At 34.9% G+C, this 23,039-nt stretch carries 18 protein-coding genes and 1 pseudogene; 12 read left to right on the forward strand and 7 right to left on the reverse strand.

Annotated elements, in window-relative coordinates; genetic code table 11:
• Nucleotides 1–24: 24 nt before the first annotated feature.
• Nucleotides 25–3,330, forward strand: coding sequence for a cytochrome c biogenesis protein CcsA (locus BST93_RS08330; protein WP_105018794.1), 3,306 nt, complete (start codon nucleotides 25–27; stop codon nucleotides 3,328–3,330).
• Between the two features lie 24 nt (nucleotides 3,331–3,354).
• A complete protein-coding gene (locus BST93_RS08335; RefSeq protein WP_105018795.1) occupies nucleotides 3,355–3,972 on the forward strand; it encodes a DNA-3-methyladenine glycosylase in 618 nt (205 codons plus the stop codon).
• Between the two features lie 5 nt (nucleotides 3,973–3,977).
• On the opposite strand, the gene BST93_RS08340 is transcribed toward BST93_RS08335, so the two are convergent.
• Nucleotides 3,978–4,598 carry a YqaA family protein gene (locus BST93_RS08340; RefSeq protein WP_105018796.1) on the reverse strand — a complete coding sequence of 207 codons (621 nt, stop codon included), beginning with the start codon at nucleotides 4,596–4,598 and terminating at the stop codon, nucleotides 3,978–3,980.
• A 160-nt stretch (nucleotides 4,599–4,758) separates the two neighbouring features.
• Here BST93_RS08340 and BST93_RS08345 point away from each other — a divergent pair, with 160 nt between their 5' ends.
• Nucleotides 4,759–6,276, forward strand: a complete 1,518-nt coding sequence (locus BST93_RS08345) for a DEAD/DEAH box helicase (RefSeq protein WP_042278554.1) — start codon at nucleotides 4,759–4,761, stop codon at nucleotides 6,274–6,276.
• 132 nt (nucleotides 6,277–6,408) lie between these two features.
• A complete protein-coding gene (locus BST93_RS08350; protein ID WP_105018797.1) occupies nucleotides 6,409–7,203 on the forward strand; it encodes a DUF547 domain-containing protein in 795 nt (264 codons plus the stop codon).
• A gap of 6 nt (nucleotides 7,204–7,209) precedes the next feature.
• On the opposite strand, the gene BST93_RS08355 is transcribed toward BST93_RS08350, so the two are convergent.
• The 5 genes from BST93_RS08355 to BST93_RS08370 all read right to left on the reverse strand — a co-directional run bounded on the left by BST93_RS08355 (nucleotide 7,210) and on the right by BST93_RS08370 (nucleotide 10,302).
• Entirely contained in the window at nucleotides 7,210–7,956 is a 747-nt protein-coding gene (locus BST93_RS08355) for a GIN domain-containing protein (protein WP_105018798.1), read from the reverse strand.
• Between the two features lies 1 nt (nucleotide 7,957).
• Entirely contained in the window at nucleotides 7,958–8,797 is an 840-nt protein-coding gene (locus BST93_RS08360) for an acyloxyacyl hydrolase (protein ID WP_308736863.1), read from the reverse strand.
• The gene (locus BST93_RS14660) at nucleotides 8,794–9,063 is read right to left on the reverse strand and encodes a hypothetical protein (RefSeq protein WP_308736864.1); all 270 of its coding nucleotides are present in this window, start codon (nucleotides 9,061–9,063) and stop codon (nucleotides 8,794–8,796) included. The genes BST93_RS08360 and BST93_RS14660 overlap by 4 nt, the downstream gene beginning before the upstream one ends.
• A gap of 99 nt (nucleotides 9,064–9,162) precedes the next feature.
• Nucleotides 9,163–9,804: a DUF8845 family protein gene (locus BST93_RS08365; protein ID WP_105018799.1), complete on the reverse strand. Its 642-nt coding sequence runs from the start codon at nucleotides 9,802–9,804 to the stop codon at nucleotides 9,163–9,165.
• 3 nt (nucleotides 9,805–9,807) lie between these two features.
• Nucleotides 9,808–10,302, reverse strand: coding sequence for an RNA polymerase sigma factor (locus tag BST93_RS08370; protein WP_042278559.1), 495 nt, complete (start codon nucleotides 10,300–10,302; stop codon nucleotides 9,808–9,810).
• A gap of 200 nt (nucleotides 10,303–10,502) precedes the next feature.
• Between BST93_RS08370 and lpdA the strand changes: the two genes are divergently transcribed.
• The 4 genes from lpdA (at nucleotide 10,503) to BST93_RS08390 (ending at nucleotide 16,697) form a co-directional block, all read left to right on the forward strand.
• On the forward strand, nucleotides 10,503–11,903 hold the full coding sequence (gene lpdA, locus BST93_RS08375; protein WP_105018800.1) for a dihydrolipoyl dehydrogenase: 1,401 nt from the start codon (nucleotides 10,503–10,505) through the stop codon (nucleotides 11,901–11,903).
• A gap of 71 nt (nucleotides 11,904–11,974) precedes the next feature.
• Nucleotides 11,975–13,288: an anthranilate synthase component I family protein gene (locus BST93_RS08380; protein ID WP_105018801.1), complete on the forward strand. Its 1,314-nt coding sequence runs from the start codon at nucleotides 11,975–11,977 to the stop codon at nucleotides 13,286–13,288.
• A gap of 2 nt (nucleotides 13,289–13,290) precedes the next feature.
• Nucleotides 13,291–14,625: a tRNA lysidine(34) synthetase TilS gene (tilS, locus tag BST93_RS08385; RefSeq protein ID WP_105018802.1), complete on the forward strand. Its 1,335-nt coding sequence runs from the start codon at nucleotides 13,291–13,293 to the stop codon at nucleotides 14,623–14,625.
• Nucleotides 14,622–16,697, forward strand: a complete 2,076-nt coding sequence (locus BST93_RS08390) for a protein-disulfide reductase DsbD family protein (RefSeq protein WP_105018803.1) — start codon at nucleotides 14,622–14,624, stop codon at nucleotides 16,695–16,697. The genes tilS and BST93_RS08390 overlap by 4 nt, the downstream gene beginning before the upstream one ends.
• Before the next feature lie 528 nt (nucleotides 16,698–17,225).
• On the opposite strand, the gene BST93_RS08395 is transcribed toward BST93_RS08390, so the two are convergent.
• A complete protein-coding gene (locus BST93_RS08395) occupies nucleotides 17,226–18,509 on the reverse strand; it encodes an OmpA family protein (RefSeq protein WP_258150505.1) in 1,284 nt (427 codons plus the stop codon).
• Nucleotides 18,510–18,654: 145 nt separating this feature from the next.
• Here BST93_RS08395 and BST93_RS08400 point away from each other — a divergent pair, with 145 nt between their 5' ends.
• The 4 genes and pseudogenes from BST93_RS08400 (at nucleotide 18,655) to BST93_RS08415 (ending at nucleotide 23,028) form a co-directional block, all read left to right on the forward strand.
• Nucleotides 18,655–20,046 (forward strand): UDP-glucose 6-dehydrogenase, encoded by a 1,392-nt coding sequence (locus BST93_RS08400; RefSeq protein WP_105018804.1) that lies wholly within the window; start codon nucleotides 18,655–18,657, stop codon nucleotides 20,044–20,046.
• 38 nt (nucleotides 20,047–20,084) lie between these two features.
• On the forward strand, nucleotides 20,085–21,134 hold the full coding sequence (rfbB, locus tag BST93_RS08405; protein WP_105018805.1) for a dTDP-glucose 4,6-dehydratase: 1,050 nt from the start codon (nucleotides 20,085–20,087) through the stop codon (nucleotides 21,132–21,134).
• A pseudogene (rfbA, locus tag BST93_RS08410) lies at nucleotides 21,135–22,003 on the forward strand (glucose-1-phosphate thymidylyltransferase RfbA). It begins immediately after the preceding gene.
• Nucleotides 22,004–22,056: 53 nt separating this feature from the next.
• The gene (locus tag BST93_RS08415; protein WP_373420737.1) at nucleotides 22,057–23,028 is read left to right on the forward strand and encodes an SDR family oxidoreductase; all 972 of its coding nucleotides are present in this window, start codon (nucleotides 22,057–22,059) and stop codon (nucleotides 23,026–23,028) included.
• Nucleotides 23,029–23,039 lie beyond the last annotated feature (11 nt).

A 23,039-nucleotide genomic window follows, 5' to 3' on the forward strand; every position in this document is an offset into this window, starting at 1 on the left:
TGATTTTACCCTTAAAAATTGACTATGAAAGACAAATTGATAGCTTTTTTCTTCAGTACCCGTACTATGGCAGTTCTTATGATAGGATTTGCAGCTGCGATGGCTTTTGGAACCTTTATTGAAAACAGTTACGATACACCTACATCAAAGATTTGGATCTATAATACTTGGTGGTTTTCCTTGATAATGTTGTGGTTGATGGCAAACTTTATTTATAATATTAAACGCTATCAATTGCTACAATGGAAAAAGTGGGCTGTGTTATTACTTCATATCTCTTGGGTACTCATAATAATAGGAGCAGGAATTACCAGATATATTTCTTATGAAGGTATGATGTTGATTCGTGAAGGAGAAACCGAAAAATTCTTTTTCAGCGAGAGTACTTACTTCAGTGCTATTATCCAAGGAAAAAGTCCAGATGGTCAAGATATCCAACGTACTGTGGATGAAAAGGTCCTCATATCACCTTATGATTATGATATAGAAACCTCGTTTGAATACTTTAATGATAAAGTTACGGTGACTATCGATAGTTTACTATACGATGCTGTTGAAGGACTGGTGCCAGTTGAAGAAGGTACTGGTGATAGATACTTAACTGTAGTAGAAGCAGGTAGTGGTTCTCGTCACGATCATCTAATCAAGGATGGTGAGAAAAGTAGTATACACGGTGTACTTTTTGGTGTTAATATAGATCCCGAAATTGCTGCTAAAGAGAAAATTATAAACATCACTGAAAACTGGAATGGTTATACAATTCAAACTCCTTATGAAGGTGAATTTTTAAGAATGGCAGACCAAATGAAAGGAACTGTTATTCAAGATAGTATTCAACCATTACAATTAAGATCTTTATATACCACAGCTGGTTTGCAATTTGTGATACCTAATGGAATTACTGAAGGTAGACCAGGAATTGTTCAAGCAAGTCCACCTACTAAAGCAAAAGCCTACGGCTTGTTTGTTACTATATCGGATGGTATTGAAAGTAAGAAAATGGAATTGCTAGGAGGAAAAGGTATGATATCAGATTATGAAAATATTCAATTAGGCGATAAAAATGTGTACCTCAAGTATGGCTCAAAGCAACTTGAATTACCTTTTAGTGTAACTCTGGATGATTTTGTGGCAAACAAGTACCCAGGTACTGAAAACGGATATTCTTCCTTTGAATCTTATGTTACAGTAAATGATGAATCTGGTGCAGTAAAGGAACATATCTATATGAATAACGTATTAGATAAAGAAGGATATAGGTTTTTCCAAGCAGGCTTTGATCCAGACGAATTAGGAACACATTTAAGTGTTAACCATGATTGGTGGGGAACAAATATCACTTATTTGGGGTATTACCTTTTATATATTGGTTTATTAGGATTATTGTTTTCAAAACATACTCGCTTTGCAGAGTTAGGTAGATTGGTGAATAGAGTAGTAAAACGTAAGGCCAAAATGGCTACTACTATCGTTGTTATTTTGTTTTCTATCTCTGGTGCTATAGCACAAGATAATCATGCCGGTCATGATCATGAAACAAATTCGGTAGCTTCGGATTCATTAGCCTCAGTAATTACGCAAGAGGCACCGCCTATCGAAGAAGTAAAGATGCCTGTGATACCAAAACAAAAATTAGACAGTATCATAGTTGCTAATATGGTTCCAGAGAAGCAAGCAGAAATGTTTGGTAGATTGGTAGCTCAAGATGATGGTAGAATGAAACCAATCTCTACTTTATCAAGTGAAATTTTAAGAAGACTATCAGAAAAGGAATACTACGAGGCTGAAGTGGGAGACAGCATTGTCAAATTAACACCAGAGCAAACTCTTTTGAGTATGATGCAACTGGGACAATTGTGGTTTGAAGTACCTATCATTAAATTAAAAAGAGGTAACGACTCTATTCGTGACTTATTAGGAATTGATCGTAGTAGAAAGTTTGCTAGTGGAACAGATTTCTTCAGACGACCAGATGATACCTTTGGAAGTTACAAATTAAGCAGGTTAGTTGATGAAGCAAACGCTGCTGATATAAAGACTGCGCAGCAGAATAACATATTAGATCTCAACTTCTCGACGGGTATTTTAAACGAAACTCTTTCAGGAAATATCCTTAAAATTTTTCCAGGACAAAATACAGAGAATAACAAATGGTATTCCCCAATCGAAACTGAAAAGGCTAACTATCAAGCAGAACCAGAAAAGGAGTTTGCAAAAAATTTCATTCCGGCATATTTGACATTGCTTAATCAAGGTAAACAAACAGGGAATTATCTAGCAGCAAATGCTGCTCTCAATGGGATGTTTGAATTTCAAAAGCAATTTGGTGGTGATTTGTTGCCAAGTCAGGATAAGATTGACGCTGAGATTTTTTACAATAAACACGATATTTTCAAAAATTTGTACAAGTGGTATGGTTGGTTTGGATTATTAATGTTGCTTCTATTGGTGGCAGAGATATTAAAACCAATGAAACAAATCAGATGGAGTATAAATTTTCATCATATAGTTATTATTGGATTATTTCTTGCTCATACAGCTGGATTAGTAGTTAGATGGTATTTAAGTGGTCATGCTCCATGGTCCGATGCTTATGAATCATTGATTTATGTAGCATGGGCTACTATGGGTATGGGATTGTTGTTAAGCCGTAAAAGCCAGTTAATTGTTGCAGGAGCAGCCTTTGTAGTTGCTATAATTCTTTGGGTAGCTCAGTTAAATTGGTTAGATCCATCTATTTCCAATTTACAACCTGTATTAGACTCGTATTGGTTAATGATACACGTTGCTGTGATTGTAGGTAGTTATGGTCCATTTGCTTTGGGTATGATACTAGGATTGATAGCCTTGATTCTAATGATTGTAACTACTGAAAAGAATAAAAAACGTATTGATTTAAATATTAAAGAGCTTACCTACCTTAACGAAGTAGTTTTGACTATAGGTATAATTATGCTTACAATAGGTAACTTTTTAGGAGGTATGTGGGCAAATGAAAGTTGGGGTAGATACTGGGGTTGGGATCCTAAAGAAACCTGGGCTTTAATTTCTATTTTTATTTATGCCTTTGTTTTACACTTAAGACTCATTCCTGGTCTCAAAGGAAGATGGACTTATAACTTGTGGTCGGTATTGGCCTTTGGTTCCATATTGTTTACATACTTTGGTGTTAACTTCTATTTATCAGGTCTTCATAGTTATGCTAGCGGTGATCAAATCTTATCTTATAAATTTATAGTTACCACACTGGCTGTTGTTTTAGCTATTGGATTTTTAGCAAGGTGGAAAGAAATGAAGCATTTCAAGCGTAAACAACGTGAAATGGAATAACCCATTTGCACCTCAATTATTATCATGAAAAAACTAAATGCTGCATTTTATCAACAAGATGATGTGGTAGCACTCGCGAGGTACCTAATAGGGACCGAATTAGTTACTGAAATTGATGGCTTAAAAACTTCGGGAATTATAACTGAAACCGAAGCTTATAGAGGCTACGATGATAAGGCTTGTCATGCACATTTGGGTAGATTCACTGAAAGAACGAAAGTAATGTATGAAACAGGTGGCGTTGCCTATGTTTACCTATGTTATGGTATTCATCACCTGTTCAATATTATTACGAATAAAAAACATAACGCCGACGCCATTTTAATAAGAGCCATACAACCTACTTCTGGTCTAGACCACATGCTTAAAAGACGAAATAAAAGCAAAGTTGAAGCTAGCTTAACAAGTGGACCTGGTAATGTTTCAAAAGCTCTCGGAATATCAAAGTCTCATTACGGTAAGGATCTTCAAGGTTCTCAAATTTACATACTTGATAAAACCAAAACGCTTCCTGTAATACAAAGTGTTAGAATAGGTATAGACTATGCCGGTGAGGACGCACAATTGCCCTGGCGATTTTACGCGGCCGATAATCCCTATGTAAGTAAAAAATTAAAAGCTGATACGCCGTGTCAAGAATGATTCTATTAGACTATTGAGAATATCGCAGCACCGTACAGTGCAAACCTCAAAAATCGCAGCAATCCAATGAGTACCCAATTTTTGAATGGGTATTTAAGCATTCCAGCAACTAGACTAGCCATAGAAAAAGGAAGCGGTAGAAGAGCGCCTACTCCAATTAAAATCCCACCCCATTTGCGTGCCATTAGTAACTGTTTAGCCATTTTCACTTCTAAATATTGATGTACAGATGGAATTTTAAGAGCACGTCTTCCTATAAAATAAGAAGTCATTCCACCCAAATAAGAAAAAAGAGCTAGCAAAAACAAGTTTAATACAGGTGAGCTAGTTTCACCAGCCCAAGCTATGAATAATTCTGGCGGAACTAATCCAAGAATAGTTTCAGAGGCATAAAAGAAAGCAAGAACCCCATAATCAGGTAAATTTTCTACAGCATATTTCAATGCTACAGGAATTTCCATTACAAAAAAGTGAACCAGCAACAAGATAATTACAATAGCGATCACTGGTGGCATTGATTTTTTAATACTATCAATCACAAACTCATAAAATCCAGTGATTTTATAGTACCGGTGAGCACGTTTTGGTTCAAATTTTTTTTTCTTTTTATCTAGCACTTGTTCCATTTTTGATGGCAGGAAAATAAGCCTACAAAAATACGGTGTCTTATTCTATTAATTGTTAAAGAAGACTGAATTAAAAAGAAACTAAAATTCCATCATCATCAAGCTAGATAAACCTTTTAAATGCCCTATTTTTGCAAATCTCAAAAAAAAATAGCATTGTATGAATTCCCCAGAAAATAGCACTGAAATTAAATCCCTTTACGATTATCAAGAACGTGATTTAGCGGCTATTTTTGATAGAATAAACAATAAACCAGATGACTATAATATGGTTTATCAGCTACCAACTGGTGGTGGTAAAACTGTTGTCTTTTCTGAAATCGTACGTCGATATCTAGAGCAAAAAAATAAGAAAGTTGTGATCCTTACACACCGTATAGAATTGTGTAAGCAAACAAGCAAGATGTTAAAAGGTTTTGGCGTAAGAAATAAAGTGATCAACTCAAAAGTCAAGGATCTTAATGATCAAAAAGACTACGATTGCTTCGTAGCGATGGTAGAGACCTTAAATAACAGAATTCAAGATGATAAACTTCTCCTTGAAGATATTGGATTAGTCATCATTGACGAGGCGCATTACAATAGTTTCCGTAAGTTGTTTAAGTACTTTGAACATTGTTTTATGCTAGGTGTTACGGCAACTCCTTTAAGCTCTAACTTCAAATTGCCAATGAAGGATAATTACAAGGAGCTTATTGTGGGTGATAGTATTTCAACGCTAGTAGAAAAAGGCTTTTTAGCACAAGCTGTTACTCATACATATGATGTCGGATTGAGTGGATTAACTATTGGTATGAATGGAGATTATACGGTTAAATCCAGTGAGGCCCTTTATACTAATGCAACCATGCAGGATAAGTTGTTAACCTCGTATAATGAAATTTGTAAAGGAAAGAAAACACTAATCTTTAATAATGGTATACGTACTAGTCTAGAAGTTGAAGATACTTTTAGAAGAGCTGGTATTGAGATCAGGCATTTAGATAATACTAATACAAAAGAGGAGCGACGTGAGATATTAAAATGGTTTAAAGAAAAACCAGATGCCGTCCTTACTTCAGTGAGTATTTTAACTACAGGATTTGATGAACCTTCTGTAGAATGTATTGTTCTTAATCGTGCTACAAAATCTCTTACTCTATATTTTCAAATGATAGGTCGTGGATCTAGAATATTTGAGAACAAAAAGGAATTTCATATCATCGACTTAGGTAACAACGTCGCCAGATTTGGATTATGGAATGAGCCTATCGACTGGCAACAAATTTTCAGAACACCAGACTTCTATGTTGAAAACATAGTGTCTGATGAGGAAATAGAGCGCAATTTTGTATATAAAATGCCAGATGATGTAAGAGCCGAATTTCCTAATACAACAGACTTTACCTTTGATATAAAAGGAGCTTATAAACGAATCACAAAAGAAGGACGTAAGTCCAAAGAAGTACTAGACGAATCTATAGCTCAACACGTACAATGGTGCGTAGAAAATAGTGAAGATGTATTCGACGCACGTATTTTAGCTAGGTTGTTAAAGGATGATATTAAGGATAGAGTAAAACGTTATGCTTACTGTATTATCAATAATACCAACAATTACAAGGAATGGTTAGAAGAGGATTACTACCGTCGTTTACGCATGGGAATCCAACAAGCCTTTGCTGGTATAGAGGCTTAAAATAGTATAAGTAATTAGGTTGTGAATTACGCTTTCGCGAAAGCGTACTCTCTACAAGCACCACTAGATAGGTAAGTATTTTTATGGAATAATTAGGAACAATGCACCTCTATAGGTTGTAATTTACCCATTATGAAAATGAAAATATACAATCTTGTTGCAATAGCTATTTTTTCTTGTTTAATGATTTCATGTGTTTCATCACGAGGAATTAATTTTAAAAAACAAGCTAGAACAAGTAATAGTTCAGTACCACTAGTTAACGAGATAAATCACCAACAATGGGATGATTTACTAAAAAAACATGTTCGTGAAGAAGGACTGGTGGATTATAAAGGATTTCAAAAAGATAGTGCTTTATTGTCCGAGTATTTAATATACCTATCAGAAAATGTACCTTCTGAAAAATGGAGTTACGAAGAACAACTAGCGTATTTCATAAATCTTTATAATGCGAGTACGGTACACCTGATTGTAAAAAATTACCCTATTAAAAGTATTAAAGATGTAGAAGCTACCATATCTCCGTTTTTGAAAAAATTTATTCAAATAGGTGATGAAAAACTGTCTCTAGCCGATGTAGAAAAGGGAATCCTGCAGAAAATGAATGAGCCTAGAATTCATTTTGCCATCAACTGTGCATCTTATTCTTGCCCCAAGTTAATGAGAGAAGCTTATACAGCAAAGAACGTGGATTCTTTAATGGAGCAGGCAACAACGGAGTTCATTAACTCTGATAAAAACGAGATAACAAGTGATAGAGTAAGAATCTCTGAAATATTTAAATGGTATAAGAAGGATTTTTTAAAACAAGCTAATTCTATAGACGAATACATTAATCAATATTCTGTAGTTAAAATTCAACCGACTACCGAGATTAATTATTTAGAATATGATTGGAGACTTAATGAAGTAGGTGTCAATTAACGAATATTACTCAATAATTACACGACCAGTATACAATTCTTCTACGTTTACAACAGGTGGCTCTTCGGTTAGAATTAAATTTCCTGTACTCAGTAAGGAGCCTGTCACTTGTTGTTTTGCTTGAAGAAAAATATCGTTAGTACCTCTATGGTAGACCTGAGCTGTTTGCACCTCTAGGTTTCTACCTTCAAATCTCGAGTCTCCTAAAAGGAATTTTAGATCGAGTTCATTCACAGTCCCATTTAAAAAGAAATTACTCAGACCATTTGTTTCTATAGAAAGCTTATCTACATTAATATCGAGATCAAAGTCGCCGCTAATATGAAAAGCATCTTCTTCTTCGGTATCCTCACACAGCAAGGTAAGTTCGTTCAAATTAAGAGTGCCTGAACTTTTCACAGCAAGGCCAGAACTGTTTCTTAAAACTTGAAGATCAGGTAAGGTTACATATACTTTAGTTACTCCATATTCCCGTATCAGGTTACAACTATTATTATTTTTAATGGATAGGGTAGCATCGGTTACTGTAATATCAATATCATTTACAAGATTTTCTCCGGTTTCTAGGATTACTTCATAAGGTCCTTGTGATACAATAAGCTGGCTACGTTCATAGACTATAATTTTATTGAAACCTGTAATATCATAATCAATTTGTACTAGGTCACCCGATGTTTGCACACAATCATTAACATTCTCTGAATCACAAGAGAAAAGAATCACGACAAAAAGGAAAAAGAATGCTTTTTTCATATTATAATCTTATACCAATTCCAAATTCAACAGCTTCAGCTTTGGCGCCATGTGAATGCACATTTACCACTCCAAAAAATTTATCGCCAAAATATCTTTTAAGTCCTAATCTATTATAAACTCGATTTTCAAATTCTACCGGCCAGTAAACATAGTAGCCTAAGTGTGTGATAAAAGCAATTTTATTAAAACGTAATTCGTGACCTATAAAAACACCAACTCTCTTAAAATCTGTATCGGCGCTTATATTATTTTCAGGAAACGCAATAGATTGATGTTTGATATATTCCTTTAAAAAATAAGAAACAAATAATTCTGACCCTGCTAACAACGTGCTTTTACGATTAATTTTTTTATCTATAAAACCAGTAAAAACATAAAAAGGGAATTGACCACTTCCATTAATATCACTTTCATTAATACCACTCCTAAATACGAAATTGTATTTAAAAGGTTCTGTGTATTTTTTACTTTCAGTATTAGGAATATAATCTGGGAATTGGTCATGGTTAAATTGATAGCTTAAACCTGCCGTTAGTGCAAAGGTGTTTGTACTATTATTAGGAGCTTTAATGTTTGCATTAGAATAATGAATGATGGTAAAACCAGCGTGAATACCTAATCCTTTAACTAGATTTTCTTTTATATATCCAAATTTTAGGTAAGTCGAGCTCAGTAACCTAGTGCCGTAAGCGTTGTTTATATAATTAGTATTGCGATCATAGGGACTACTAGTAAAGGCGATACCTTGACCAATTCTCAAAGTCAAACTTCGTTTCAAAAAGTAGAAATTAAAATGCCCGTATAGGCCAATATTTTCTCCTAAATATTGGTTTTTCATATCTTGATAGGATAGAGAAAAACCCAGTCAGGATAGTTGAATCGTCTTTCCCATTGGTTGTAACCGTATGTTTTCTTGTTATAACTTACGATAAAACCTGTAGGATGATCAGTGATTAAATGAGCTATATCAGGATTGTGTTCTAGAATAGTACCATAAAATGGATTGAAGTCTAATGAAAAAGATTTTATCTCATTATCCTGGGAATGAGCATGGAAACAACTAGAAAAAAGAAGTGTATAAAAAAAGTATTTATATTTCGTCAAAGGTTGGTTTTAGGGTTCTCTCAAAAGTAAGAAACAACTTAGAAAAACACCCAACCCAAGGAATAATTTATTAGCTCTATTTTAATAGACTCCAATTAATTACATTTCAATTTTACTCAATTCCTTATAGTTTCTTTTCAATCTTTTGAGTAAAATTCCATAAACCAAGCTGTAAATCCCGTAAATCACAAGACACATTACCAATAAGTAAATGAAGGTAAACCCTAAAAACATCAATTTAATTTTTAATTCATGTCCTGCGTTTGAAGGAGCATGCACCATATTGTAAATTCTAGGGTCATTTTCTAACATTAGGATACTAAAAATCACACCGTATACAAAGACAAAGGCTAGGTTAAACCAGATATAAGCCCTCATTGTTTTACGAGTAATGATAATGTTACGCAACAATTCCTTTACTGGTTGAACTGCTGATATGCGACGGTAGTTACGGTAAAATAAATACACAAAAATTATAAGCGCGATGTAGCTAAATACATACGTTCCATAATGAAAACTCTCGCCTGTGATTTCAATAGCCTCATCTCTAGCATCAGTCATAAAGGGCAGAAAACTTACCAAAGTGAGTAGTGCAAATTCAATTAACGCAATGTAGAGTAACCATTTTACGATGTTACTACTTTTCTTGTGAAGCATACTGCTCAGTGCAGTTGTAGAAAATTTAGGTAAACCTTTTTCCTGTTGCTTCCAGTTTTCTTTTAAAATATCTAATTGATCCATAGTTTATGGATTTACAAGTTTAGCAAGTTTTGTTTTTATTCGATTCATCTTTACTCGGGCATTTACCTCGCTTATACCCAAAGTGTATGAGATCTCCTTATAATTTTTATCCTCCAGATATAAAAAAACAAGAGCTTTATCTATATCATTAAGTTGTTTAATAGCACTGTACAATAACGTAAGTTGTTCGTTTGAATCATCTTCCTCTTTACGGTCTTCAATTTTAAATTGTACGCTATCGTATTCTTGAGTTTTAACTCTACGTTTGTTTTTACGATACAATGTAATTGCCGTATTCAGTGCTACACGATACATCCAGGTTGAAAACTTGCTATCACCTCTAAATTTGGGATAGGCTTTCCACAGTTGTATCGTAACTTCTTGAAACAAATCATTATGTGCATCTTGATCATTGGTATATAACCGGCATATTTTGTGCACGATATTCTGGTGTTTATCAAGTAGCTCTACAAATTGTTTTTCTTGGTCTGGTTTCACAAAATCAGATTATGCTTATAAGTAGTTTAGGTTCACTTTTTGTTACAACACAAATGATAAATTTAAAAAAGTAGGTAGTGAGTACGCTTTCGCGAAAGCGTATAATCACATTCTATCATATAACAGTCCAGAATGTATGAAAAAAAAGCCTATTTCTTATCTTTGTTATTCATTACAAATATGAAATAAAGACCTCTTTTATGAGTAAATACGATGTAGCCGTTATAGGCTCGGGACCTGGTGGATATGTTGCAGCAATTCGATGTGCACAACTAGGTATGAAAACTGCCATTATAGAAAAATACAATACATTGGGTGGAACCTGTTTGAATGTGGGTTGTATTCCATCAAAAGCACTTTTAGATTCTTCTCATCATTATGATGATGCGATGAGACATTTTGAAGAGCACGGTATCGATATTCCAGGTGATATTAAGATCAATTTTGAAAAAATGATCTCTCGTAAACAAAAAGTAGTTGATCAAACTTGTGATGGTGTAGCATTTCTTATGAAAAAGAACAACATCGATGTTTTTACTGGAATGGGTTCATTTGTCGATGCTACTCATATTAAAATAGAAGGTGAAGAAACACAAACTATCGAGGCAGCAAAAACTATAATTGCAACAGGTTCAAAACCTGCTACATTGCCATTTATAGAACTAGATAAGGAGCGTATCATTACATCTACCGAAGCATTATCGCTTAAAGAAATACCTAAACACATGATCGTAATAGGTGGTGGAGTTATAGGATTAGAGCTAGGTCAGGTTTATCGTCGTCTAGGAGCCGATGTTACCGTGATTGAATACATGGATCGCATTACTCCAGGAATGGATAAGGTTTTATCTAAAGAGCTTACCAAGGTTCTTAAAAAGCAAGGAGTAAAATTCCAGTTATCTCATGCGGTTAATAAAGTGGAACGCAATGGTGATGAAGTAACGGTAACGGCTAAAAATAAAAAGGGAGAAGAAGTAAGTTTTACTGGTGATTACGTTTTAGTAAGTGTAGGTCGTCGCCCTTATACAGATAAATTAAATGCTACCGCAGCCGGTGTAAAGGTTAATGAGCGTGGTCAAATAGAGGTAAATGAACATTTACAAACCAATGTCTCAAACATTTATGCGATAGGAGATGTAGTACGTGGCGCTATGCTAGCTCACAAGTCAGAAGAAGAAGGTGTCTTTGTAGCCGAAACTATTGCTGGTCAAAAGCCACATATTAATTACAACCTTATTCCTAACGTAATTTACACTTGGCCAGAAGTAGCAAGTGTAGGTCAAACGGAGGAACAACTTAAGGAAGCTGGGGCAAATTACAAAGTTGGTCAATTCCCTATGAGAGCTTTAGGACGATCTAGAGCAAGTGGTGACATTGATGGATTAATAAAGATTATTGCCGACAAAGCAACCGACGAGGTTCTAGGTGTACACATGATAGGTGCTCGAGTAGCCGACCTAATTTCAGAAGCTGTTACAGCAATGGAATTTAGAGCTAGCGCCGAGGATATTGCTAGAATGTCACACGCACATCCTACCTATGCCGAGGCTGTTAAAGAAGCGGCTCTTGCTGCAACTGATGATCGTGCTCTACATGTATAATATTGTATAAGTAATGAATTTATAAAGTGCGAGTTTTAATTTACTCGCACTTTTTGTTTCTAAATTAGTAAGTGAACAAACGACAAACATATTCTATCCAAAAGGATGCTGCGGCATTTAAAACTGCCTTAATACATTTTTTTAAAAAGGAATCTTTTTTCTTTTTATTAGACAGTAACCATCATCAGGATCAATATGCTAATTATGATTGGTTAGTGGCAGTAGGTGCTCTAGAAAAATTAATTCCCCAATCAGGTGAAGCTTTTAATAGTTTGAGATCCTTTAGAGAAGAATTTCCAGATTGGTGTTTTGGATGGTTGACCTACGACTTAAAAAATGAGGTAGAAGAACTTGAGTCATTGAATGTAGATGGGATGCAAATACCGGTGATGCAATTTGTAGTACCTCAATATGTATTTAGTTGTAAAAAGGGACAGGTAGAATTACATGCCTATGTAAACGATTCAAGAGTTGTTACAGACTTAATTAATCATATAGTTCAGCATCCAATATCTCATCACGCAACAGTAGTTAAATCTCAGTTTATTGAAGCTCGAGATGAAGAAGATACTTACATAAAAAAGGCCCATCGATTTTTAAACCATATTAAGCGAGGCGATATTTATGAAGCCAACTTTTGCACAGAATTTTTTGCTCATGATGCCTATCTTGATAGTATAAAAGCTTATAATGATTTAAATAAAATAAGCGAACCTCCGTTTGCAGCTTATGTAAGAAGTAATGAGTTCTCACTAATATCAGCTAGTCCAGAAAGATATTTACAAAAAAAAGGAACTAAGATCATATCACAACCGATTAAAGGAACAGCTGCAAGATCTGGACATTTTGTGGTGGATGAATCTTTAAAAGAAAAACTACAAAACGATCCTAAAGAACGTTCTGAAAATGTGATGATCGTTGATCTGGTACGCAATGATTTATCAAGAGTAGCCCAAAAAGGAAGCGTGCAAGTAGAAGAACTTTTTGGTGTTTATACCTTTAAACAAGTACATCAAATGATAAGTATTATTACTTGTGAACTTAGGGAAGAAATAAGCGCTGTTGATGCGATTGAAAATTCCTTTCCTATGGGCAGTATGACAGGCGCTCCTAAAATAAGTGCCATGAAAATTATAGAAGAGCAAGAAAGCTTTAAACGCGGTTTATACAGCGGTTCAGTAGGGTATTTTACTCCCAATGATGATTTTGATTTCAATGTGGTTATCAGATCTATATTGTATAACTCAAACTTAAAATACCTGTCTTTTTCAGTAGGTAGTGCCTTAACCGTTGCAGCACAACCTGAAAAAGAATATCAAGAATGTATGCTTAAGGCCAGAGCTATGAAGAATGTTTTAGCTTTACAAGGCTTTGAATCACGATAGGTATGTTACAAGATTTTAAACAACATATTCAAACCGCATTTCCAGAACTTTTAAACGCATCCCTGTTAATTGCAGTAAGCGGCGGTTGTGATAGTATGGTATTGTGGGATTTAATTCATCGGTCAGGTTTGAACTATGCCGTGACTCATTGTAACTTCCTTCTTAGAGATAACGAAAGTGATAAAGATCAAGAGCTTGTTGTTAATAAAGCGCAAGAACTAGGGGTTGTTTGTCATACAACTAGCTTCAATACTCAAAAGTTTATGAAACAGCACAACATGGCTGTTCAAGAAGCTGCTAGAAAATTAAGATACGATTATTTCTATGCTATGTGCAGGGAATTTAATTATGATTACATTCTCACTGCTCACCATTTAGATGATCAAATAGAAACATTCTTTATGCATCTTAATCGTGGTGCAGGATTAAATGGCCTTACAGGTATACCTGACCGCAATAATAAAATCCGAAGACCATTATTGGTTTTCTCTAGAGAGAGAATTGAAAACTATGCAACAAATAATCAGGTAGAGTATAGAGAGGACGCAAGCAATAATCAAAATAACTATTTACGCAACCAATTGCGTAATCTCGTGCTTCCACAATTGTATAAAGCTTTACCACAATTAAAGGAAAATCTTCCCAAAGTGTTGGTTAATTTAAAAGCTAGTAAACAATTACAAGATGATGCGGTATCACGCTTTCGCGAAAGCGTAATCACACAGGTTCAGGATGAAATACATTTCTCGATAAAAGCATTAAAATCTTACCATCAAGCTGGTTTGTATTTTTATGAAGTTGTCAATCAATATACAGCCGTTAACTACGATGAATTAATGCAATTTATGTATTCACCAAGTGGTAAGAGATTAGAATTAGGTGCTTACCAATTATGGCGAGATAGAGAATATTTTAAGTTAATTCTCTTACCGAAAAAGATTGAATTTGATGTAAGTATGCCTATTGAAAATTCTAAAGTGAAAACTGAGATAGGAACTTTTGAACTTGAAATACGATCGGTAAATAATCCATTAGAGCTTGTAAAAAATGAAGCAAGCAAGAATAATTTGTTTCTTGATGCTGAATTAATAGACGCTCCTGTAAAAATAACAAATTGGAAAGCAGGAGATAAATTACAGCCATTTGGTATGAAGGGGAAAAGTCAATTAGTAAGTGATATACTTACAAATTATAAGGTTTCTACCTTTGAAAAGCCCAATGTTCCAGTATTGCGTTATCTTGGTCATTTATTATGGGTGATAGGGTATAGAAACAGCATTCATTTTCCAGTTACATCATCTACTAAAAAACTATTAAAAATAACTTTTCATTCATGAGAAACTACCTAAGCATTTTATTGTGCTTTTTGAGCTTTTATGCTTTTGCACAGTTTGGTGACCAAGATCCTACCAATTGGAATACAACCGTTGAAAAAATAGCAGAAAACGAATATGTTTTCAAAACTCAAGTAACTCTAGAACCTGGATGGCATTTATACTCTCAAACAGGTGAAAAGGGTAGAGGACCTATTCCAACTACATTTAGTTATTACGGAGTTGAAGATAAAATTGAACTTATCGGTGTAAATAAGGAGGAAGGATCTTTTGCAGAGTTTTCTTCCGTTTGGGATTTCAATGTGTATCAATTTTCTGATAAAGGTAGTTTTGAACAACGGGTGAAAATACTAGATGAAGCTCTAGAATACATCGTTGGAGAAATAGGTTATCAGGTGTGTGATGATGAAAAGTGTTTAAGACCAACTTCTTTTTCATACGTGTATAAACTCAATCCTGATGTTGTAGTTCCTGATGACGCCACTGATATCATTGATGTTTATTATGATGAAGAAAAGGAACCTTTACTTTCGCAAGGACCTGAACCCAGTTCCATTCCACTAATGGAAAGTCATGACTTAGAATCTAAATCAGAATCTGATGTAGAAGCATCTGAAAGTGATACGAGTAATAAACAAAATGATAAAATTGAAAATGACACGGAAGAAAAGAGTTTATGGGCTATTTTCTTGGTTTCCTTTTTAGCCGGTTTTGCAGCCTTATTAACACCTTGTGTATTTCCAATGATACCGCTTACGGTGAGTTTCTTTACTAAACAAAGTAGTAACCGAGCTAAAGGAATATCAAACGCTATTCTATATGGCTTTTTTATCATATTAATCTATGTGTTGTTAGGTAGTGTAGTGGTGGCTATTTTTGGTGACCGCATCCTAAATGCCATGTCTACTAATGCTTATGTCAATTTAGGTTTTTTCATCATTCTTATAATTTTTGCCGCTTCTTTCCTTGGAGCGTTTGAAATTACCTTACCGCAATCTTGGGCAAATAAAGTCGACGAAAAATCCAATAAAGGTGGATTTATAGGTATATTTTTTATGGCATTGGCTTTAGCCATAATTTCATTTTCTTGTACGGGACCTATTGTTGGATCATTGATTGTTGAAGCAGCCAGTAAAGGTGGAGTAGCACCTATTGTTGGTATGCTAGGATTCTCGACTGCTCTTGCTCTTCCCTTTACTTTGTTTGCCATCTTTCCTGGCTGGATGAATTCGTTACCAAAATCAGGTGGATGGTTGAATACAGTTAAAGTTGTTTTGGGTTTTTTAGAGTTAGCGTTAGCATTCAAATTTTTATCCAACGCAGATTTAGTTTATCAATTCATGCTGTTACCACGTGAGGTGTTCCTGGCCTTTTGGATAGCCATATTTGGTTCATTAGCCTTGTATTTATTTGGTAGAATTAAAATGCCACACGATGGACCAGAGTCAACTATTTCAGTAGGTAGAGCCTTGTTAGGTGTGGTTGTTTTAGCCTTTACTATTTACATGATTCCTGGTATGTGGGGTGCACCATTAAAAATTATATCAGGTTTTCCACCGCCATTAAATTATGCGGAGTCACCTTATGGAGTAGGTTACAAAAAGCTTACTGAAGTGACAGAAATTCCTGAACATGCGCATTTAGGTGTTCACGACATCATAACTTTTGATGATTATGATGAAGGATTGGCGTATGCTAAACAAGTCAATAAACCCGTGTTAGTAGATTTCACTGGTTATGCTTGTGTGAATTGCCGTAAAATGGAAGAACGTGTTTGGTCAGATTCTAGAATATTGCCCATATTAAAGAATGACTTTGTGATGATTTCTTTATACGTAGATGATCAAAACAAACTACCCAAAGAAGAGCAATATGAAAGTGAAGTCTTAGGAGGAAAAGTAAGAACGATAGGAGATAAGTGGTACGAGTTACAAAAGAAACAATTTAAGAATGCAGCACAGCCTTATTATGTGAAACTTAATGCGGATGGAACTCAAAAAGGAATGCCTGATCCAGTAGGTTATACGCCAGACATAAATGAATATAGAGATTGGTTAAAAGAAGGTATCCAATAATTTAGTCGATTCCTTACAATAAAGTACATAACCCGTTTGAAGCTTCAAACGGGTTTTTTTATTGCTAGCTTATCTCAATCTACTTAACTGTTTTATATTCTTCCTATTCTTTTTATAGATTTAAAGACCTTATTCTTTATCGATGATTTGGTCAGAATGTAATCGAGTTTGGGAAGTGTGAACTATGGTATTAATGATGTATATAGAAGAGTTTCTTTTTGAAAAAGAATAGAAGTATAGCTAGTATCCTAAATAATTGGACTATTTAGGATACTAGCTATACTTCTTATGTCTGTCTTGAGATCGCTTATAATCTCAAAAGCTTAAGTACCTGTATTAGATGAATTCTTAATTTACTTATCATGTGGGTTGTTAAAAGACTTTTCAGCTTAGTTTAAGTGTTGATGTAATGTATCTTTTTTCTTAGAATATGTTCAGAAATATATACACATTTGATATTCATAAAATACAGAAATAAAAAAAGCTGCCCGACTGGGCAGCTTTATATTAACAGAAAGAACAGTTAGATTAGTTTACTCTAAAAGTAACTCTTCTTACCATTTGTCTAGCTTGTGCGCTATTTTTATCTACTGATGCATCTTCACCATCACCGTTAACAGTTAACCTTGAAGCATCAATACCAGCTGCAACCATTACATCATTTACCATCTTAGCACGACGCTCAGACAATTGTTTGTTGTATTCTGGGCTTCCGATTTCATCAGCATATCCAGTTAAAGTAGCAGTTGCAGAAGGGTGATCCTTCATATACTGTACGATAGTGTTAAGAGCTCCTAAACTATAAGTAGTAGGCTTAGTGCTGTTAAACTGGAAATATACATTTACGTAACCTTCGTTGATTAATTTTTTAACTAGATCAGAGTCAGCAGCTCCAGCTTGATTCATCATGTTTTCAGCATCGGTCTTATTTACATAAGTATTAGCTAAAGAACTTTCCATATCATCTGGGATACCGTTTTTGTTCATGTCGATTGCGCGACCTTTACTATCAACTCTCACACCACTTTCAGTAGTATTATCACGGTCTAAATAGTTAGGAACACCATCTTGATCATCATCTGCTTGCTCGCGAGCCATTTTATCAACAGCTGCTGCCATTTCAGCAATTTTCTCATCATACATATCTGGAGCCCAGTCTGCATGAATATCATTACTACCTAGGTAAATATTTAAACCTGCAGAAGCATTTACCACAAATCCATTAAATCCTCTGGTTCCTGTTCTTCCTAGACCGTCAAAAGTATAGTCTTGTCTAACATGTCCTAGTATAGATAAATCTCCGAATAAAGCGATTCTATTAGATAATCTCACTTGTGGAGTAACTCCAAGCTGGAAATTAAGCATGTATTCTTCATCTAATTCAATAGGTTCAACTGGTTTTAGAGTAGATACACCCATACCTCCGTGAACTAAAAGACCTAATCGGTCGTCTAATTGATTTAATCCAATAATATGTCCTGCGTTAAGTACACCTTCAAGTGTTGCTCTTACATACCTGCTTTCAAAATCACGGCTTTCTTCATCTGCATTGAAGCTATTATATCCTAAATCAAGATTAAAACCAAATTTATTGTTCACCATGTAACGAATACCTAAATCTGCCTGCCACAAGGATGGTGTGTTAGTAAAGGCTCCTGATGATACTGGTCTTACAGGTTTTGTTACACCCGCACCTACATCGATCGACCACTTGTTAAAGTCGTTAACTTTAACATCTGATTCCATTTCGTCATTTTGTGCAACAGCTATACTAGCTACTAAAGCCATTGCCAAAAAAATACTTTTTTTCATGAAGTTTGTTTTTTTGCTTTCTATTAAGCGACAAAGATACTTGTTTTTAAGAGATAGGCTAATCTTTTCTTACTTTTTAGTCTTAAAATTTAATTAAACGTTTTAGTGATGAATAGTTACCTTTGCCGCTTTAAATGTAATGAACATGATTAAAAACATCTGTTGTATCGGAGCAGGATATGTTGGTGGCCCTACAATGACTGTGATAGCTGCTAATTGTCCTCACATAAAAATTAATGTAGTTGATGTTAATAAGAAAAGAATTGAAGCTTGGAACGATTCTGATGTTTCCAAAATACCTATTTACGAACCAGGTCTATCTGACTTAGTAAAACAAGCTAGAGGAAGAAATCTATTTTTCTCGACAGAGGTCGATCAAGCGATCAAGGAAGCTGATATGATTTTTATTTCTGTTAACACTCCTACAAAAACCTATGGAGTAGGAAAAGGAATGGCGGCCGATTTAAAATATATTGAATTATGCGCTAGACAGATTGCCGATGTTGCCGAGGATGACAAAATAATTGTTGAAAAAAGTACACTACCTGTTCGTACAGCCGAAGCTCTCAAAAATATTCTTGACAATACTTCCAAGGATGTAAAGTTTCAAATTTTATCCAATCCAGAATTTCTTGCAGAAGGAACCGCTGTTCAAGATTTGTTAAATCCTGACCGGGTACTTATTGGTGGTGAACAAACTGAGGAAGGACGTATGGCCCAAAAGGCTTTAGTAGATGTTTATGCTAATTGGGTGCCTTCTGATAGAATTTTGACGACCAATGTTTGGTCTTCAGAGCTTTCTAAACTTACTGCCAATGCGTTTCTCGCACAACGAGTTAGCAGTATAAATGCACTTAGTGAGCTTTGTGAAAAAACTGAAGCTGATGTCAATGAGGTAGCGAGAGCTATAGGAACTGATTCTAGGATAGGACCCAAGTTTTTGAAAGCATCCGTTGGTTTTGGAGGTAGTTGTTTTCAAAAGGACATTTTAAATCTTGTATACATTTCTAGGTCTTATGGTTTGCAAGAGGTAGCTGACTATTGGGAGCAAGTAATCATAATGAATGATCATCAAAAAAGGCGATTTGCATCTAATATTGTAAAAACGCTTTATAATACTGTTTCAGGCAAGAAAATAGCAATGCTTGGTTGGGCGTTTAAAAAAGATACGAATGACACCCGAGAATCTGCAAGTATATATGTAGCAGATGACCTACTTAATGAACAGGCAGAAATTGTGGTTTACGATCCTAAAGTAACTGCTGAACAGATTTATGCCGATTTAGATTATTTAAATACTCGAAGTAGCGAAGAAAATAGAAAAGGAGTTACTGTTGTTAACGATCCTATGGAGTGTTTCGATCAGGCTCATGCGATTGCTATTATGACAGAGTGGGATGAGTTTAAAGATTACGATTGGAAATCTATTTATAACAAAATGTTGAAACCTGCGTTCCTATTCGATGGCCGTATGATTTTGGATCATGATAAAATGGAAGATATAGGATTCAAAATGTATACTATAGGTAAAGGTTAGAAGTATTTCGCTTTCGCGAAAGCGTAATTACAACATCAATGAGAAAAACAATTGTTATAACAGGAGGAGCTGGATTTATAGGTTCGGAAGTGGTGCGCTTATTCGTTACCGAGTATCCAGATGCTCACATTATTAATCTTGATGCGCTTACCTATGCAGGAAATTTAGAGAATCTTAAAACTATCGAGCACAAAGAGAATTATACATTTTATCGGGTAAATATCAATGATGCTCAGGCTGTAGAAACTGTATTTAAAAATCATCAAATTGATGTGGTTATCCATCTAGCTGCAGAATCTCATGTTGATCGATCCATAAGTGATCCACTAGCCTTTGCTCGTACTAATGTTTTAGGTACTCTTAATCTTTTAGAAGTTTGTAGATCAAATTGGAATGAGGACTTTACCGATAAGTTGTTTTATCATATAAGTACTGATGAGGTTTATGGTGCTTTAGGTGAGAAAGGTCTTTTTACTGAAGAATCGCCCTATAGTCCTAATTCGCCTTACTCGGCCAGTAAAGCTAGTAGTGATCATTTTGTACGCGCTTATCATGAAACTTATGGTTTGCCTATTGTTATAAGTAATTGTTCAAATAACTATGGACCTTATCAATTTCCTGAGAAATTAATACCGTTGTTTATTAATAATATTAAACATGGAAAGCCATTACCTGTTTATGGAGATGGTAATTACACACGGGATTGGTTGTATGTTAAAGATCATGCCTTGGCAATTAAAACTATAATGGAGCAAGGGCAATTAGGTGAGACCTATAACATTGGTGGTCATAATGAATGGAAAAATATTGATCTTGTACAGTTATTGTGTGATGAAATGGATGTGATGCTGGATAATGATGCAGGAACGAGTAGGTCTTTAATTACATTTGTAAACGATAGACCGGGACATGATTTTAGATACGCCATAGATGCGTCCAAAATGTCAAACGAATTAGGATGGATGCCATCAGTAACTTTTGAACAAGGTTTAAAAGAAACAATCTCATGGTACCTAGAGAATCCTTTATGGTTACAACGAGTAACTTCTGGTGCTTACAAAGAATATTATAACCAACAGTATAAATAAATGAAAGGTATTGTATTAGCAGGTGGCTCAGGAACTAGATTGCATCCTTTAACCATAGCAGTGAGTAAGCAATTGCTACCTGTTTATGACAAACCTATGATTTATTACCCTTTATCTGTACTCATGCTGGCAGGTATAAGAGAGATTTTAATTATTTCAACTCCGCATGATTTACCAAATTTTAAAAAACTTTTAGGCGATGGTTCAGATTACGGGATACGTCTACAATATAAAGAGCAACCATCACCTGATGGTTTAGCACAGGCTTTTGTAATAGGAGAGGATTTCATAGGAGATGATGATGTAGCTATGGTGTTGGGAGATAATATTTTTTATGGAGCAGGATTCTCTCAAGTGCTTCAAAGTGCTGTACATACTGTAACCAATGAAAAGCGAGCAGTGGTGTTTGGTAATTATGTTAAAGACCCAGAACGTTATGGAGTTGCCTCTTTTAATGAAGAAGGACAGGTAACTAGTATTGAAGAAAAACCTAAACAGCCTAAAAGTAATTTTGCTGTAGTTGGTTTGTATTTCTATCCAAATTCTGTTATTGATGTAGCTAAAAGATTGAAGCCTAGTGCTCGAGGAGAGTTAGAAATCACTAGTTTGAATCAATATTATTTAGAAAAAAGGGAACTGAGCTTAGAAATTTTAAGTAGAGGTTTTGCCTGGTTGGACACAGGTACTCACGAGGCACTTTCTGAGGCAACGGAGTTTGTAAAAGCCATAGAGAATAGGGCTGGATTAAAAATTTCATGTTTAGAAGAAATTGCTATTAAAATGGGTTGGGTTGATAAAAACAAAGTTGCAGAACGGATTAAAGATTTAAAGGGTCCTATTTTGAGTACTTGAAAACGATAACCTTGTAGTAACTCCTAAACAGTGAGTTATTTTTGTACTTTCGCAAATTCAAATATTTAAGGTGAAATCAATCAAAGTTTTAGTTACAGGTGCTGCTGGTTTTATAGGTAGCAATCTTTGCGAGTTCTTATTGAATAATAATTATAACGTTACAGGGCTAGATAATTTTTCTAATGGTCACCGTTATAACATTGAGCCTTTTATTCAACATCCTAATTTCACTTTTATAGAAGGGGATATTAGGGATTTAGATACTTGTCATCGTGCTGTAGCTGGTTGTGATTACGTACTTCATCAAGCTGCTTTGGGTAGTGTTCCTAGATCAATAAAAGACCCGATCACTTCAAACGATGTCAATGTAAGCGGTTTTCTAAATATGTTAGTAGCGTGTAAAGATGCAGGAGTAAAGAAAATGGTATATGCGGCTAGTAGTTCTACTTACGGAGACTCTGAATCGTTGCCAAAGGTGGAAGACAAAATAGGTCGTCCTTTATCTCCGTACGCTATTACAAAGTTCGTTAATGAGCTGTATGCGGATGTGTTCTACAAAACCTATGGTCTTAACACTATCGGTCTTAGGTACTTTAATGTTTTTGGACGTAAACAAGACCCAAACGGAGCCTATGCAGCTGTGATTCCAAAATTTACTTCTAGCCTAATGAAGAAAGAATCACCTATTATAAACGGTGACGGTACCTACAGTCGTGATTTTACGTATATAGATAATGTGATTCAAGCTAACGTAAAGGCAATGTTGGTTGATTCGCCAGAAAGTGAAAATCAGGTATTTAATGTTGCCTACGGTGATCGAACTACATTAATTGAACTAATTGAGTATTTGAAAAAGCACTTAAGTAAATTTGATTCTGATATTCGAGATGTGGTAATTAAGCACGGTCCTAATCGTGCAGGTGATATCCCTCATTCACTAGCATCTATTGAAAAAGCTAAACGACTCCTTGGGTATGAGCCTAAGTTTAATATTGATCAAGGTCTCAAAGAGGCTGTAGAATGGTATTGGAATAATTTATAATTAGTTAATCT

It is taken from the genome of Nonlabens tegetincola, from assembly GCF_002954355.1.
Lineage (GTDB): Bacteria > Bacteroidota > Bacteroidia > Flavobacteriales > Flavobacteriaceae > Nonlabens > Nonlabens tegetincola.